We start from the raw sequence: 15,162 nt of genomic DNA on the forward strand, positions 1-15,162 counted from the left end.
CAGTTCCTCACCTTTCCCCGGATATGGCAGCTGATAGATTTTTGTCTGCTTTCTTCATTTGATCGACGGATTGCTTGGTGGCATCTGTGTTCATGATCAGCAATTCCTTATAGGTTTCCATCGCTTTTTGACAGGCTTCATTTAATTCATTCAGCTTCTTCATCGCATCCATTTCATTGCCCTCGCCAACGCCTGAAGGGAAGTCTGTATGAAAAGCTTGTATGGACGCCTGCATAGCTGCTAATGCCTTTTCAATTTCGTCATACTGAATTTTTATTTCAGTGGCCATTTACAAGATCTCCCTTCATCTGGCTTTTGCTGCCTGAATCGCCTTGCTTCTCTCTTCTGCTTCCAGTGAGGCGATGGCCGCTTTTACACTATTAATCTCGGCTGTTATCTGCTGGATTTTTTGGCTTAGCACCTGAAACGCCTGGTTAAATTGTGTTGTTTGAATATCCTTGTAAGCAGGATGCATATCGTTCTCTCTTATTAAGTTAAAATCATTGGACCGCTCTCCGTACCATGCTTTAGCCGTCAAGTCAGGCTCTGTCACCATATTCTGGCTGCTGAAAAAATCAAACTGGTGATCGGATAATTCACTGCTGCATTTGCGCAGTCGCTGCAGCTTCTCTTCCAAATCACGCAGCTTTGCGTTAAGGGCTGATAAAGACAAGACATCACACCTCCAATTGTTCATTCCTCTCAAAATTCTAACATTATTTCCTTTTTATACCTATTAGTAAATAGTCCTTGTTTTCAGCCTTTCTACAAAATCAGATAAGACTTTTTGCCTGATTTCGACTTTTTATTCGGGAGGAAGTAACTAAAAAGTGGTCATAACAAAAAAGGCACTCCATCTTAAGGAGAGCCTTTCATTTAATCTATTATCCCGCTATTTCCGCAGACGTTAAGTCCCCGTTGATATTTCCATTTACAATGATCACATGTCCCCAAAACAGATCCCCGTCAAGATAGAAAATCTCAAAATCCCCATTCGGGTCAACACTTATCGAGTCAAGACTTATCAAGCTCATAAACATGTCTTGTGTGATCTCACTTAGCTCGGATTCATCGTCATCCTCAAGCCAATCATTCGCTAATTCTCTCAATTCCCTCGCAGCAAATCTTTTAATTTTTCCGCTCCATTCTTCCTAATCCTTGAATAGGATATGGGCTGTATGTATGGCAGCTTCCATCTTTCGCTCATCCTTGTGAAAATCAAAAAACAGCTTGCATTTTTTTTTCTCCCATAACGCCTCTTTCTCAAAGACTTTTATTCTCTTATCAAGTTCAAACCTGCCCAATGTATCGTCCATGTAATAAACAGGCCTCATTGCCTCTCGCAAGATCTCCTCCAGTTCATCATCTCTATAGGCTGAATCCAAAACATCCACAAGCATCATAGAACCTTCCGCTTGACGAACCTGCAATTTAACAATCGAATAACTATTTAATAGATGTTTTGAATGCTCCCACTCTTTATCACTGACCTTCCACTTCAGCCTAATATCCTCTACAGCAGCAGCTTCTCCAGCAGATAAGTCCTTCCGGGCTATTAAATCTATGGATGCTGTCCACATGACATCATCACCCGCTCTGCCGGCTCCAACCCCAGAAGCCCCGGTGATTGCTGCTATCTCTACTATTTGTTCGGAAAATCCACTTTCAAAAGTGCTTTTTTCGTTCAATTGTCCCAAAATTGAAATCCCTCTTTCACTGATATTTATAATCTAGAACTCTATCTATTAAGATAGATCTCATTATTAGGTAAAGTATATTACTTAGATTGGCTTCTATAATACTTTTTCAACCTTAAATAAAAAACTCCAGCCCGAAGCCGAAGTTTTGATAATTATTTTCCATACTCCTCTTTTACCGCCTTCTCTGCACAAAAATCGAAGAACCTTGATAAAAGTTCATCTATTTCTTTTTTTCTTGCAATAGATTCTACCCACTCAACAGGAATTGCATCCATGTGCCTAGACAGATGTCCTTCTACCTTATACAATATTCCGGCCATTGTACCTGTAATAGATCCCACAGTATCTGTATCATCACCTAAATTAACCGCCTTTAAAACGGCGTCTTTAAATGACAAAGTATTGCCAAGACACCAGATCGCTGCCTCCAGAGTATGAACGACATACCCATCTGAACGGATTTCTTTTTCCGGTAAATTGAAGAAGTCAGGTTTAAATAGACGGGAGTAAAACTGGAGCTCTCGAATATATTCATGATTATCTTCAAAGTTGTCATAAAAGAGTTTTTTGGTCTGTTGCAATGCTGTTTCTGGAGTGTTGTTGTAGTATATTCTAATTAAAAATTCTATATAAATTATTGATCCTACGATTGAACGGGGATGTGAGTGAGTTACCTCTGTGTACTTTTTTATCGCTTCAACTTTCTCTAAAAAATTAAAATTTTTATATAAAACAAACACAATAGGAGCAATTCTCATTAACGCCCCATTTCCATTGTCAAATTCGGTATTACCTCCGCACTCACTTGGAGGCAAGCCCTTTTCATATCTGTTTATAGATTCGATTGTTGTCCTCCCGATGTCAAACATCTCACCATAAGGAGTCCAATATCCTTTCGTTCTGTATTGAGAAAATTTCCCCAGTAAGCTGCTGGGATCCCCTTCTTCAAGTAAGTTCTCTATCAAACATAGGGTTAATGAAGTATCATCCGACCATGTCCCAGGAGGCTGCTGATAAGTTCCGTAGCCAGTAATCCCTTCAATATGAAAACTTCCTCTTTCTTTAAACTCAACAGGAACACCGATCAGATCACCAACGATCCCGCCATACAGGGCTGGCATTAGCCTCTTTTTTAACCCAATTTTCAGGAAAGTTATGCTGTCATCTCTCCATTTGTCTTCTAAGCTTCCTCTTCTCAAAAGATCACCCTCTTTACTTAAAATCAAGTTTTATATGCAGTTTATCATCATTATCCAGGAATGCTTCTCTTATAACCATCTCTTGACGGGCTTGCAACAATAATTCTGCCTCATGAGGGAATTGACTGATTTGACCAATATAAGCCCCATTAGCACCTTTAGGTACATTTATCTCCCAAGATACCGGTAAATGCTGAAAAGAAGATTCTTTTGCAATTGAAGTACTCATAAAACCATAATCAATAAATGTTTTACCGATCAGATCCTCAGTAATGATTTTTCCCATGTCGTTAAGATTAATAATATCATCTAGAGGACCTAGATCTGTTCCGCGGAAAACATTAATATCATGAGGTACTTGTGCCTTATATAAACTAGATGATAAATCCTGAATGATCCCAGGGTCAATACCATGTAAACTGTCATCAAATCCTCTTAGATATTTATTGATTATACTAAAATCACTGCCTGTATATTGCTTTAACGCTGCAATTTCTCTTTCAGGTAAATTGTGAAGCCAATCTGAGTAATATTTTTCTCCCCATTCGTGTGCTTCATTTAAAGTACGAATCGTTTGTTTATTTTCTCGAGGGAGTGATTCTGTACCTCTTCCCCCGCTGGAATTAGAAGAGAACTTGGTCAGAATATCACTAATCGGTTTTTTCTCTACATTAACTAAAGGAATTTTCACTCCATTAGCTTCTGCATTCATAACTCTTAGTTTAACCGGTACTGGAGTATTAACAAGTTTGTTCCCAACCTGCTTGATTGATTTTTGCATATCCACCATAAATTTATTGGCTAATGAAGGTCCAGGGCGAAATACATCTTGAATCTTATAACCTACCTTGCTGCCAATCTGCTTAAGGCTTTCATCAGCTTTGGCTAGTTTGTCCTTTACATAGTTAGTACTGTAAGGGAACTTGCTGCCTAGTTTTTGCAATCCACCTTTATCGATAAAATGTGCTCCCCCGCCAACTAACCCCATTGTCAGCCCATTCAATAACGCCTGCTGTCTCTGTTCTTCTGTAAGCTGGTTACCGAACATATCCTTACCGCTACCAAATTCCCATGCACTGTTGGCAATGTACAAACCATAAATTCCTTTTTCCGTTTTATATAGCATATCCATGGCTTTTGTTCCCTGATAGGCATTCAGTGCATGATTCATACCATTGATTCCTTTTGCTGTTTTATAAATGGCACTGCCGCCTTTAACTGCCCTGCCTGCCCATCCAACAACCGGGATAAAACCGGCCGCTGCCATGGCTCCTGCTGCAATCCTTTCAGAGGCACTAAGCTTCTTTCCTGTAACTGGATCTACCCCTTCAGTTGCGCGTTTGTAATCATAGTATCCGCTGAACTCTCCAGTGAAAGTCTTTACGCCATCCCATGCTTTTTCATACCATTCTTTGTTCTTCTCTGCCTCAATTCTAGCCTTCTCGGCAGCTATCTCTTTCCTTATTTGTTTAGCTTTTGCTTCCTGGTCTTTGAACGTTTTTACTTTGTTTGATACCGTTTTTCGGACATCTTGTATTGCATTCGCCTGATAGGCTTTTACATTAAAATTAATAGGCTGGATGGTTCCCCCTTTAGAGGTCGCCTCCATTATAGCGATATACGCCAGCTGAACAGCTGACTGTGCATCCATACTATCCATATAACGGCCAATCAGTGTACCTTCATCCAGATTATTCAACGCTTCAACCGTTTCCGTCCTTTTCTTATCCGCTTTGTGCCTATTCGTTTCAAATGATTCCTTAGAAAATGGGGTGAGTGAAATAATATCTTCTATACTACTAAGAATGGCTTTTAACTCACTATGCTGTGAATCAACCAGTGACTGACTATTTTTCGATCCAGTTTCCAGCTGCTCTTCTAAAAAAGGAAGCACTACCCTTGAGTCATCCGATAAGTTGGCATCACCTGCATACCCTGGTACAGCCTGATAAAAAGCAAGCAAATGCTCAATGAGCTTCTTCCAGTCGCCTGTCAAATCAATCTGGGCCTGGTAGAAAGCTTTGATGTTATCCGCGCCTTTTCCCTGAAACTCAGCATTATCCACCAAAGCCTGAAATTTTTTCTCAAGAGAATCCAGCTTGCCATTTAACATTTTATACTGATTAATTCTTGCATCAATAGCCGTAAACAATCTGCTTGAATCATAAACCTTCCCCATTTGCCACGCTGCCCTTCATCTTAAATTAAGAATGAGTAATTGCCTCATCCTGCTCTTTTAAAGAAGTCACATTCGCTTTCGTATCCTCAATATTCTTTGAAACTGCCTCTATGTACTCCTTGGCCATCTTGTGAATGGATTCTTCCCGCTGAAGCATGAGGTCGGTAAACGAAAGCTTTATATCCCCCAATGAAGCAGCATCAAAAGGTTCAATCACAACCTCCTTTAATGCACTTTCCATCTCTTTTAGCTGATTCATTACTGTTGAATGATCAAGTTTAATCGTTGTCATCATTCCACCTGCCTATTTTAGATGTATCCTTAAATACATAAATGTAACAATCTACTAATTTTATCATTTTTGTAATGCATACCCCAATTGGTAGAAAGTCCTGCATTTTATTTGAATTTCCTTAAGGGTAAGGGAAATGGACTAGATTCCTGAAAGTAAATGAGGATTATAGGTGGTACGCAGACAGTAAAAACACCTCTCATATAACTAAGAGGTGTTTTTAAAAAGCACTGGGGGGGTTCTTAAAAGAAACCTCTAATTTGATTGGATGGTGCTTATACTTTAATTCGAGGCAATGACAGAAGTAGTATAGTATAACTTCGTGGAACATTTTTATGGAACAAGATTAATCGAGTGGTGACAGGAAGAACCTTTCATTGCCGCCTGTTAAAAATGTCTAATTCTTCCTGATAATTTGCATCTTGTTGCAGCCTAGGCTTGGTCGCTCTGGCAGGCACCAAGAGTCTTAATTGAAGACATTATAATAATCTGGTGAGATGTATTAAATACTTATTGAAAAGAAGCGGCGGAACCGTCCCCGTGCTTCCCCATTAAGCATAATCTCATTTTGGCTCCTATAATATTTTTCAAACTTAAATAAAAAAACTCCAGCGCGAAGCCGAAGTTCTTACAATTACTTTCCATACTCCTCTTTAACCGCCTTCTCTGCACAAAAATCGAAGAACCTGGATAAAAGATTGTCAATATCCTCTTTTCTTGCAATTGAATCCATCCATTCAGCTGGTACGGCATCCATATGTTTGGACAGGTGTCCCTCAATCTTATACAATATCCGGCCATTGTGCCTGTAATAGATCCCACAGTATCTGTATCATCACCTAAATTAACTGCCTTTAAAACGGCGTCTTTAAATGACGAAGTATTGCCAAGACACCAGATCGCTGCCTCCAGAGTATGAACGACATACCCATCAGAACGGATTTCATTTTCGGGTAGATTGAAAAATTCAGGATTAAATAGACGGGAGTAAAACTGGAGCTCTCGAATATATTCATGATTTTCTTCAAAGTTGTCAAAAAATAGTTTTTTGATTTGCTGTAACGCTGTTTCCGGAGACAGTGCTCGTGTACTTGCACCAAAGGGGCATTTATAAGATCTTGGTTTTACAATTCCATCTCTTTTTGGTTGGTGACAGGCATCGGCTTGTAATTAAATTAATTTTTCCCAAAATACACCTTCTTTACCTTATCTATTTCAGTTTGTGTAATATCTAACTCACTGCCCCATTGATCAAAAAATTCATCAAATTTTTTAAGGAGAAGGCAAAAATTGTAAGCAATGATAGAAGCGCTATTAAGAGGCCTTCCTTTAGAGAAGAAGATTTTTTCCCCTGATTTAAAAAGATAATAAACACTGTATTTACCCTGATCTTTACACAAATTAATAGCGTCTTCTTTTTCAATATCTGCAGAAAAATACTTTGGATGTATTTGCTGCTCAAGTATGGATTTTACAGCATCCATATCATCATCAATACATGCAAGGCTTTCTCTTACTCGTTGATCGACTGGTAACTTGTACAATTGTCCTTCTGCTATTATGTAAAGACCTAATAAACCGGTGGTCTCTTCTTCAAATTCCCCAATTTTCATTTCCTGGCCGCGCTCAACCTTCAATAGTTTCCATGTGTTCATGTCATTATTTATTAATTTATACCCGACATCCAGATTGGCACTTCCATCATAATTTCTGGGATAAAGAGTTATTTCAACTTTTCCATCTGCGTTTTGTTGATGCATTGCATAGTGGTTTAATAGGGTTTCGTAGATTTTAGTTTTTAACATACGTTACCTCCGGAGTAATAGGGTTGGAAGTTAATCTATATTTCTTTAATTATAAATGGTGTTTCAGAAGAACGTATGATCTTATATAATATTAAATATACCTTCAGATGGGAGGATTTTGCAAAATGGAACAGTTAGCAGGCATTACTCTATCTAAAAAAGCAATTGAGATAGTGACAGGAAAACTATTAGGAGATGCTAATATATCCAACCAAACGGGACGGAAGCCAAGATTTAGATTTTCTCACTGCTTGAAGGACCGGGGCTGGTGCCAGTTTTGTTATGATCAGTTGAAAAATGACTTACCTCTCAATGAACCGGTTTATCGACTAGTAAAGGATGAACGAATTCAAGGCGGGTACACGGAACAATACTATGTACAATCCAAAACTCATCCAGCTATTGAGTTATTAAAATCAATCTGGTATACAGATGGGAAGAAAAAGCTCCCTTATCTTTTTCTAGAACAGCATCTAACACCCCTAACGCTAGCGGTATGGTATCAGGATGACGGAAATCTTAAATTGAAAGAATTGATTCCGCGAAAGATTACTCTTTCCACTGAGTCTTTCTCATTAGTAGAAATAGAATTTCTCCAATCTCTTTTAAGACAGAAATTCAGTTTAGCTTTTTCAATAGATTCAAAGAAACGGCTCCTCCTCTACAATCAGCCTCAAATTTATTACTTCTTAAGATTAGTTCAGCCTTACATACACTCGAGTATGCAAAGAAAGCAGTTTGTACCACGTATAAATGAAATCCACTTCACTAAAAAAAGGACAACAATCTATTTGCCTGGTGACATTCTGTTAACGAAACCAACCGCACAAATACAAAAACAATTAGAAAATCTCTCTTATATCCATACCCAAATTTCAAATGAACCAATGAATGAAGAATTTTATAAAGAATATGTATTAGCCCCTCAATCTGAGGCACGCAGAGGATACCAAATTGAATTGGCTCCTTCCGAGCTTCAGGAGCTAGCTAAGGTACAGGCTTTAACGGGATTGAGGATAAGCAGGATTATGCAGATTTGTTTTGAAATTGAAAAGAGACCCTCAAAATGAGAGTCTCTTTGTAAATTAAGATTAACGAAGCAACTGAAGAACACCTTGTGGTTGTTGGTTGGCTTGCTTTGCCGTCATGCCTTTCAGCTATGGAATAGACTATATCTTCATCCTTAAGATTCTTAAGGAGCTGGGCACTTCGAATGGCTGCTGCCACCCTACGGATTTCATCGTCATGGCATGTCGCTTTAGACGGTTTATCCTAGTCGTTGAACCTTCTCCAGAGTTTCCTCACAGGAGCTTGGCTGCTGATTATCCAATCTTTCTTCTTTTCAGCCCTTCACGTCTGCCGTTTCCAGCTACGTTGTGGGGAAGAAAGCTTCAGGAAGTTCCAGCAATTCACCCAGTTATGATCCAGCTCGTTACCAAGCGGGACGCCCTGCAATCATTATCTCAAAAGTTGTAATACTCCTTGAGGCATCTGATTGGATTGAGCCAGCATTGCTTGTGCTGCTTGAGAAAGAATAGAATTCTTTGTTTGGTTCATCATTTCTTTCGCCATCGTGCGAACATTTACTTTCATAAATGACCAGACTATATCTTCACCCTCTGGAATTCCAGTAAGGGTCGGGCACTTCGGATTCGCAATGCTGATGACCATTGCTTCACCTACGGATTTCATCACCATAGCTTGCGCCTTAGATGGTATATCCTAGTCGTTGAACCTTCTCCACTCTTTCGAGACAGGAGCTTGGCTGCTGATTGCCCAATCTCTTCTTTTTTTAAAGCCCTCACGTTTGCCGTTTCCGGCTGCGTTGTGGCAAGAAAAGCTTAAGGGGTTTCCAGCAATTCACCCGATTATGATCTCTAGCCGTTACCAGCTAGGACGACTGTGCTTGTCACTGCTTATGCAGCTAAAGCATAATCTACGTCGCGAATACGAGATTCTGCGGCAGTTAGGTTTTCGGAAGAAGTGTTAACATTGTTGATTGTGTGCTCTAAACGGTTTTGGTTTGCACCTAACTTAGAACGTTCTGCAGAAACTTTTTCAATTGCATTCTGGATTACTGTTACAGCATTTCCCGCTGTTGCTGCAGTACCTAAATCTAATCCATATTCTGCAGGAGTATTATCAGTCCCATTTGTTACATCTTGTGTTGTAGTGAAATTTGCTGTTGCCGGAGCGGAAGAAGTAATCCCAAGAGCATTTGCACGCATATCAGCAAATTCAAGAGTCATAGTTTGACTTTCGTTCGCACCTATTTGTGTTGAAAAAGATGATTTTCCAACTACAGTAGTTAATCCGCCTACTACTGTTCCTGCAGTAGTTGTTCCTGCAGTAGCATTTAGAAGTTTTTGTTTATTAAACTCCGTAGTGTTACCTATACGGTTAATTTCAGAAGTTAATTGGTTAACCTCTTTTTGAATTTCGCCACGGTCTGTACTTGTATTGGTATCATTACCTGCTTGAACGGCTAGTTCACGCATACGTTGAAGAATATCATGTGTTTCGTTTAATGCTCCTTCTGCAGTTTGAATCATAGAGATAGAATCTTGTGCATTTCGAGAAGCTTGGTCTAAACCGCGGATTTGTCCACGCATTTTCTCAGAAATCGCAAGTCCAGCAGCGTCGTCTCCAGCGCGGTTGATACGTTGTCCAGAAGAAAGTTTCTCCATAGACTTAGCTTGACCAGCGTTAGCAGTAGAAAGCTGACGGTAAGTGTTAAGAGCAGCAATATTATGATTAATTCTCATTATTAAAATTCCTCCCTGATTTTCGGTTCCACATCCATGTGGTTATTTTAAGCAGTGTTTAAAGTCGGCCGCCTTTAGGTACTGCTTGTTACATATCTTATATCGACATTCCTTTACAGGGTTTAATAGTTTTTTGGAAAAAAATTAAAAACCTTGAGCTCGTGTCTCAAGGTTTAGGATTTCTTTAAGTTTTTCAGTAAATCAATCGATAGGGAAGCTGCGCTGCTGTTTTCTTCCTGAATTGATAAGTAGATTTCTTTTCGGTGGATGTCGATGTTTTTGGGGGCATTGATTCCTAGTTTGACTTGTCCGTCTTGGATGCTGACGACGGTGATTTCGATGTCTTCGCCTATTCGGATGGCTTCGTTTAGTTTTCTGGTTAGTACGAGCATGTTCCTGCCTCCCTATTGCACTATGCTGTGCTTGGTTTTGTAGGATGGGTGGTTCAGGATGACTTGTTTGGCTTGTTTTGTTTGTTCGTTTACGATGATGGGCCCTTGAAGGTTGGCAGTAGATTGTTCAAATGGATCCTGAACTGTCAGGATGACCATAATTTGAATTTGATTGACGTCTTCAATTTTTAATGCTTCCACTATATTTTGGTCCAGGTCAAACTCGTAGTCTTTGAAAAATAGAAAAGGGCTTGTTACGACGAATGCAAGTTCAGCTGTTGTGGCAGATTGCAGGATTAAGAAGGGAGAGCCTTCTTCTAATGGTAGAATGACAAACTCTTTTTCCGATGCAAATCCCGGGATGCCTGCTGCAAATTTTAGGATTTGAGAGTCATCGACTTCTACTTCCCCATGATATTTTGTGTTTAGCATGTTGTCCCACCTCTTTTTTCATTATACCTTGATGTCGATGGTTACGAAATCAATTTTAAGATTCGGATTTTGGAGCATGTCTATTTGAACTTTTCCTGGTGTGTAGTCCAGGATTGGTTTATTTTGCTGCACGTCAATGACCGGCTTTCGTGCCTGGACATCTATTTTTACTTTTGCTGGTTCGTAGTTTACTTTTACACTTCCAGCCCGGGGAATGAACCCAATATTAAATTCATACATTGGAGATTCGCTGTTTTGTTTTGCATGATCCGGAATCGGGTTGCCTCCATATTCAATGCGCATGAGCTCGTCTCCTTGGGATGAGACTCTCGCCATTCCATCGAGCCAGTCCTGATAGCCTTGCTGGGCAAATTCTTGAATTCTCCTTGAGATGCTTTTGAGGTCCACATCTGCTCGTGCCTCTGTCGTATCAATAGAGAGCTGTCCTTTTGTTGTTTCGATCAATAGGTCGGCTTTAGGCTGTTGAATGGATAGATCAGCCTTGGGCTGCTGCTGTTCCATTTTTGCTGAAATCGTTGTTAAACCAATTCTGCCTTGTGTGCTTTGGATTCGAATTTGCGGGATCTGCATGTGTTTTCAGCTCCTAAACGAAAAGCTGTCTTAAGAAAGACAGCTCAAGTGTATTATCTTAGGAAATCCATAAGGGTAGGCTGAATGATTCTCGAGCTTACGCTTAGTGCGGCACGGTGGACGCTTTCCTGCATTTTAAGGTCTGTGATGACGCGTTCGATGTCGGCGTCTTCGTTGTCTGAAAGGATACGGTTTGCTGTTACTTCCTGCTGGCCGATCCGGTCATCAATCAGCTCAAGGCGGTTGTAGCGCGCTCCAAGCTTCGCCCGCTCTGCATTCAGTTTATCAAAGTGTTCATCTAAATTAGAAAGGAGCTGATCCCCCTTCGTCATTTTCCCGTTGGTGTTGATATCATCGACAATTCCCTGCAGCGTCTGGAATAGATTATTGCCTGCTCCGCCGATTTTGCCTCCGAATGCTTCAAGGGCATTCACGTTCACTTCTAATTCCACGCCTTTGGAGACGGATATTTTATAATCAGCGGCTGCCGGATTAAAAGTACCTGATGCATCTACCGGGGCGCTATCTGTTTTCGTCCCGTTAAAAATATAGCGGCCTGCAACCTGGGTATTAGCAACACCTTGCAGATCCTTTTTCAGCTGTTCAATCTCTACTCCAATAGCCTTTGCATCCTCAGCGCTGTTTGTACCGTTTTTCGCCTGCAGCAGAAGTTCGCGTGCCCGCTGCATAACCTGCGTTGCATGCTCAATCCCACCCTCGGAGTTCTCCATCCATTGGTAAGCTTCCGAAAGGTTCCGCTTATATTGCTCTACTTCTGTTAGATTCGTGCGGTACTGCATCCCCTTCATGGCGACTACCGGATCGTCAGAAGGACGGTTGATTTTTTTGCCTGTTGACAGCTGGTCCTGCAGGTTTCCCATGCGGCCATAGCTACTGCTGATTTGTCTTAATGAATTATTTGCGAGCATTCCTTGTGTTACGCGCATGCTTTGTCACCTACAGTCCCATTTTATTGATAATCGTATCCAGCAGCTCGTCCTGCATCGTGATCATGCGGGCAGATGCATTGTAAGCATGCTGGAATTGAATCATGTTTGTCATTTCTTCATCCAGTGAAACAGCGCTGATCGATTGGCGGCGAGATTCTACGGAGTCTTTCAGCGTATTCGTGTTGTTCAGCATTCTTTCTGCTTCCTGCGAATCGACAGCCATACCCCCGATCATGCCTTCGTAGAAGGTTTGGAACGTAGCACTGTTTGGAAGGGCTGTGAGCTTCCCGTTTTTCACTTCCGCAAGCTTCAGTGCATTAGAACCATCGCCGGCTGTCGGGGTAGGTCCTTGAGCAGCTGCAATATAATCCGTAGAAGTCATGATGATATCCGCCACTTTAATTCCTTCAGCACCGGTTTTTCCTGATTTGAATTCAAAAAAGTCATAGCCTGTTCCATTAGCAGGGGGGGTTTTAAACTGGTTTAAATTATATCCTGCTTTATGAATGGAGTTAAATTCCTGAACGAATGCATTAGCCAGATCATCCAGATCCTTAATCATTTCCACATAGGCGCCTTTAGAGGTGCCGTTATCTGCGTAGCCATGTGATTGTACAAGTCCCTGGATTTTCCCGGTATTCTGCACATCACCGATCGCGATCGTTTTCATATCTGTGTTAGCTGGCGGATCCGGCACTTCGTCAAGTTTAAAGGAAGTAACCATGCCGTTAGCATCGTAGCCTACGCTGAAGCTGGCTGCCGTCTGATTGGCTCCATCAACAAGCTTTCCAACACCTGTAATTCCGTCCTTACCAACAAGTTCAACCGTTACGACACCCTCTGCTACTTTAAGAGCATTGCCGCCCGGTTTCACTGGATACGAAACTTTTACAGGGACAAGATTTGATAAAGTATCAATTAATCGATCACGTTCATCATATAAATCATTCGGCAAATATCCATGAGGTTCAACTTCAGATATTTGCTTATTAATATTGTTCAATTGTGTGGCGATCGATTCCACCTGCATGGCTGTTGTGTCCATTTGAGTCTTTAAATCCTTTTGTACACTTTTCAATGACGTTGATAAATACTGAAAAGTATCGGCGACGGCAATTCCACGCTGCTGAACAACAGCCCGTGCACCTGAATTCGTAGGGTTTGCAGCTAAGTCCTGCATGGATTGCCAGAATCGATCCATAGTTTTGGAAAGTCCTGCCTCAGAAGGTTCGTTCAGAATTTCTTCCATTTTCAAAAGTGCTTCAGAGCGTGCTTCATAGAAACCCGTTTTAGTATTTTCTCCGCGATACTGTGTATCCAAAAACTTATCACGAATCCGCTCAACAGTATCACCCTCCACTCCAGTTCCCATTTGACCCGGAATTTTCGGCATTTCCAGACCAGGATATGGATAGGCTTCGGTTGCTTTAAACGTAACCCGCTGCCTCGTATACCCAGGCGTATTGGCATTCGATATATTTTGCCCTGTCGTATAAAGCGCCGACTGCTGAGCTGACATTCCGCGTTTTGATATTTCCAGTCCTGCAAAGGTTGAACCCATTTTCGATCTCCTCCAGATTTATGCTTTCGAATCAAAGAGGGATCTTCGATTCGGTTCGGTTTTTCTCATTGTATCAGGCCGCTGGTAGTTGGGCGTCTGCTCTCTTGGCATCAGCATATCGAGTGACATGGTGACAAACTGCAGCGCACTTTGAGTCATTTGCTGATTGAGCTGGTTGGCAGCCTTCAGCTTGTCCATGACCTCTTTGAATTCCTCTTTCAATTCGGTAAGGCGAGTCTTTTCAGCACCTTCCGCTTTTTCCGCGCATGCCGTGAGGGTCAGATCCGTGTGACGTCCGAGAAACGCAGAGGCCTGAGTAATTCGCTCAGTTTCTGTCTGTTTAATGGACTGCACAAGAGCCTGTTCATGCTGCAATACTTGCTTTAGCTCGTCCGTCTGATTGTGCTTGAGCTGATCTGTTTTTTTCAAAGCGGTCTGGTATAAATCCAGATGCAGCTCAAGGAGCCTGTCTAATGTAAGTATGAGCTTGCCAGCCTGCATGGCGGTTCCTCCTCTATATTACTGTTTATAAAAATCCGCGAACTTGCGGGCGATTTCACTCGGGTTTACTTCATACGTGCCGTTCTCGATTTGAGCTTTCAGCTGATCGATTTTTTCCTGGCGTGCTTCTGCAATTTTGTTTGTAGACTGAAGCTGTTTCGCAGCATTTGAAATTTCGATCTTGTCTTGCTTTTGCTGAACGGCATCCTGCTTCATGATTTGCTCTGCATTTCTTTTATATGGATTGATTCCGTTCGTGCCGTAGTTATTGATTTTCATCTTAACGCCTCCATCTGCCAGAGTTAACGGGCTTATTTACCGTTCTTATCGTCTCAATTGCCCGTTCGTTAATAGGGATTTTACTTTTTGGGTGAAAAGGAGTAGAACGTTTTTTTCTCCTCATGGGTCATTAGACGCTGATGCTCCTCCTCACGTTGGAGTTGAGCAAGCTGATCGTGCAGGCCTTTTGTACAGGAAGAACATATTTTGCCTTCCCGAATCATATTCCCGCATTTCTCGCATGGATAACCGAGGTTCGGAAAATTAGAAAGCTGCAGTCTTCCAAGCCGGATGAATTTTAGGATTAGCTCTTCAGCCACTCCTGTCCCGCTCACGACTTCCGCTATCCTTGCTTTGCGGTTTTCACGCTTTCTTAAAAAGCCGTACACCGTTTCAAACTGTTTTTCTTCTATTTTATAGCAATCTCCGCATACTGTGCGGAATTGTGTCTTAACAAAAAGAGCATTGCATTTCGGACAATTCGCTAGGTCATTCATAAAGGTATCTCCTCTTATC

At 41.2% G+C, this 15,162-nt stretch carries 17 protein-coding genes and 2 pseudogenes; 1 reads left to right on the forward strand and 18 read right to left on the reverse strand.

What is annotated here, in order from left to right; translation table 11 throughout:
* Positions 1-7: 7 nt before the first annotated feature.
* The 8 genes and pseudogenes from J9317_RS18110 to J9317_RS18145 all read right to left on the reverse strand — a co-directional run bounded on the left by J9317_RS18110 (position 8) and on the right by J9317_RS18145 (position 7,175).
* A complete protein-coding gene (locus J9317_RS18110) occupies positions 8-289 on the reverse strand; it encodes a YwqI/YxiC family protein (protein WP_211561226.1) in 282 nt (93 codons plus the stop codon).
* 15 nt (positions 290-304) lie between these two features.
* A complete protein-coding gene (locus J9317_RS18115; protein WP_211561227.1) occupies positions 305-673 on the reverse strand; it encodes a YwqH-like family protein in 369 nt (122 codons plus the stop codon).
* A 211-nt stretch (positions 674-884) separates the two neighbouring features.
* Positions 885-1,697: pseudogene (locus J9317_RS18120) on the reverse strand (DUF2262 domain-containing protein).
* Positions 1,698-1,852: 155 nt separating this feature from the next.
* Positions 1,853-2,899 (reverse strand): ADP-ribosylglycohydrolase family protein, encoded by a 1,047-nt coding sequence (locus J9317_RS18125; protein WP_249292232.1) that lies wholly within the window; start codon positions 2,897-2,899, stop codon positions 1,853-1,855.
* A gap of 13 nt (positions 2,900-2,912) precedes the next feature.
* Positions 2,913-5,078, reverse strand: a complete 2,166-nt coding sequence (locus tag J9317_RS18130) for an ADP-ribosyltransferase (RefSeq protein WP_211561228.1) — start codon at positions 5,076-5,078, stop codon at positions 2,913-2,915.
* Positions 5,079-5,103: 25 nt separating this feature from the next.
* Positions 5,104-5,370: a DUF5344 family protein gene (locus J9317_RS18135; protein WP_211561236.1), complete on the reverse strand. Its 267-nt coding sequence runs from the start codon at positions 5,368-5,370 to the stop codon at positions 5,104-5,106.
* A 510-nt stretch (positions 5,371-5,880) separates the two neighbouring features.
* Positions 5,881-6,501, reverse strand: a complete 621-nt coding sequence (locus J9317_RS18140) for an ADP-ribosylglycohydrolase family protein (protein WP_347880570.1) — start codon at positions 6,499-6,501, stop codon at positions 5,881-5,883.
* Positions 6,502-6,545: 44 nt separating this feature from the next.
* Entirely contained in the window at positions 6,546-7,175 is a 630-nt protein-coding gene (locus tag J9317_RS18145) for a hypothetical protein (protein WP_211561238.1), read from the reverse strand.
* Positions 7,176-7,300: 125 nt separating this feature from the next.
* On the opposite strand from J9317_RS18145, the gene J9317_RS18150 reads away from it, so the two are divergent.
* Complete coding sequence (locus tag J9317_RS18150) at positions 7,301-8,245, forward strand: endonuclease (protein ID WP_211561240.1); 945 nt, start codon at positions 7,301-7,303, stop codon at positions 8,243-8,245.
* A gap of 388 nt (positions 8,246-8,633) precedes the next feature.
* Here the strand turns inward: J9317_RS18150 and J9317_RS20690 are convergent.
* The 10 genes and pseudogenes from J9317_RS20690 to J9317_RS18200 form a co-directional block, all read right to left on the reverse strand.
* Positions 8,634-8,750 (reverse strand): annotated as a pseudogene (locus tag J9317_RS20690) (flagellin); the annotation flags it as partial.
* A 341-nt stretch (positions 8,751-9,091) separates the two neighbouring features.
* The gene (locus J9317_RS18160) at positions 9,092-9,940 is read right to left on the reverse strand and encodes a flagellin N-terminal helical domain-containing protein (RefSeq protein WP_211561242.1); all 849 of its coding nucleotides are present in this window, start codon (positions 9,938-9,940) and stop codon (positions 9,092-9,094) included.
* Positions 9,941-10,113: 173 nt separating this feature from the next.
* Positions 10,114-10,332: a carbon storage regulator CsrA gene (gene csrA / locus J9317_RS18165; protein WP_211561244.1), complete on the reverse strand. Its 219-nt coding sequence runs from the start codon at positions 10,330-10,332 to the stop codon at positions 10,114-10,116.
* A gap of 12 nt (positions 10,333-10,344) precedes the next feature.
* Positions 10,345-10,764: a flagellar assembly protein FliW gene (gene fliW / locus J9317_RS18170; protein WP_211561245.1), complete on the reverse strand. Its 420-nt coding sequence runs from the start codon at positions 10,762-10,764 to the stop codon at positions 10,345-10,347.
* 21 nt (positions 10,765-10,785) lie between these two features.
* On the reverse strand, positions 10,786-11,355 hold the full coding sequence (locus tag J9317_RS18175) for a DUF6470 family protein (RefSeq protein WP_211561246.1): 570 nt from the start codon (positions 11,353-11,355) through the stop codon (positions 10,786-10,788).
* A gap of 53 nt (positions 11,356-11,408) precedes the next feature.
* Positions 11,409-12,302, reverse strand: coding sequence for a flagellar hook-associated protein FlgL (flgL, locus tag J9317_RS18180; protein WP_211561247.1), 894 nt, complete (start codon positions 12,300-12,302; stop codon positions 11,409-11,411).
* Positions 12,303-12,312: 10 nt separating this feature from the next.
* On the reverse strand, positions 12,313-13,866 hold the full coding sequence (flgK, locus tag J9317_RS18185) for a flagellar hook-associated protein FlgK (protein ID WP_211561248.1): 1,554 nt from the start codon (positions 13,864-13,866) through the stop codon (positions 12,313-12,315).
* Between the two features lie 18 nt (positions 13,867-13,884).
* On the reverse strand, positions 13,885-14,367 hold the full coding sequence (locus tag J9317_RS18190; RefSeq protein ID WP_211561249.1) for a flagellar protein FlgN: 483 nt from the start codon (positions 14,365-14,367) through the stop codon (positions 13,885-13,887).
* 18 nt (positions 14,368-14,385) lie between these two features.
* Positions 14,386-14,646, reverse strand: coding sequence for a flagellar biosynthesis anti-sigma factor FlgM (gene flgM, locus J9317_RS18195; RefSeq protein ID WP_211561252.1), 261 nt, complete (start codon positions 14,644-14,646; stop codon positions 14,386-14,388).
* Positions 14,647-14,726: 80 nt separating this feature from the next.
* The gene (locus J9317_RS18200; protein ID WP_211561253.1) at positions 14,727-15,143 is read right to left on the reverse strand and encodes a TIGR03826 family flagellar region protein; all 417 of its coding nucleotides are present in this window, start codon (positions 15,141-15,143) and stop codon (positions 14,727-14,729) included.
* Between the last annotated feature and the right edge of the window lie 19 nt (positions 15,144-15,162).

The sequence above is a fragment of the Metabacillus flavus genome (assembly GCF_018283675.1).
GTDB lineage: Bacteria > Bacillota > Bacilli > Bacillales > Bacillaceae > Metabacillus_B > Metabacillus_B flavus.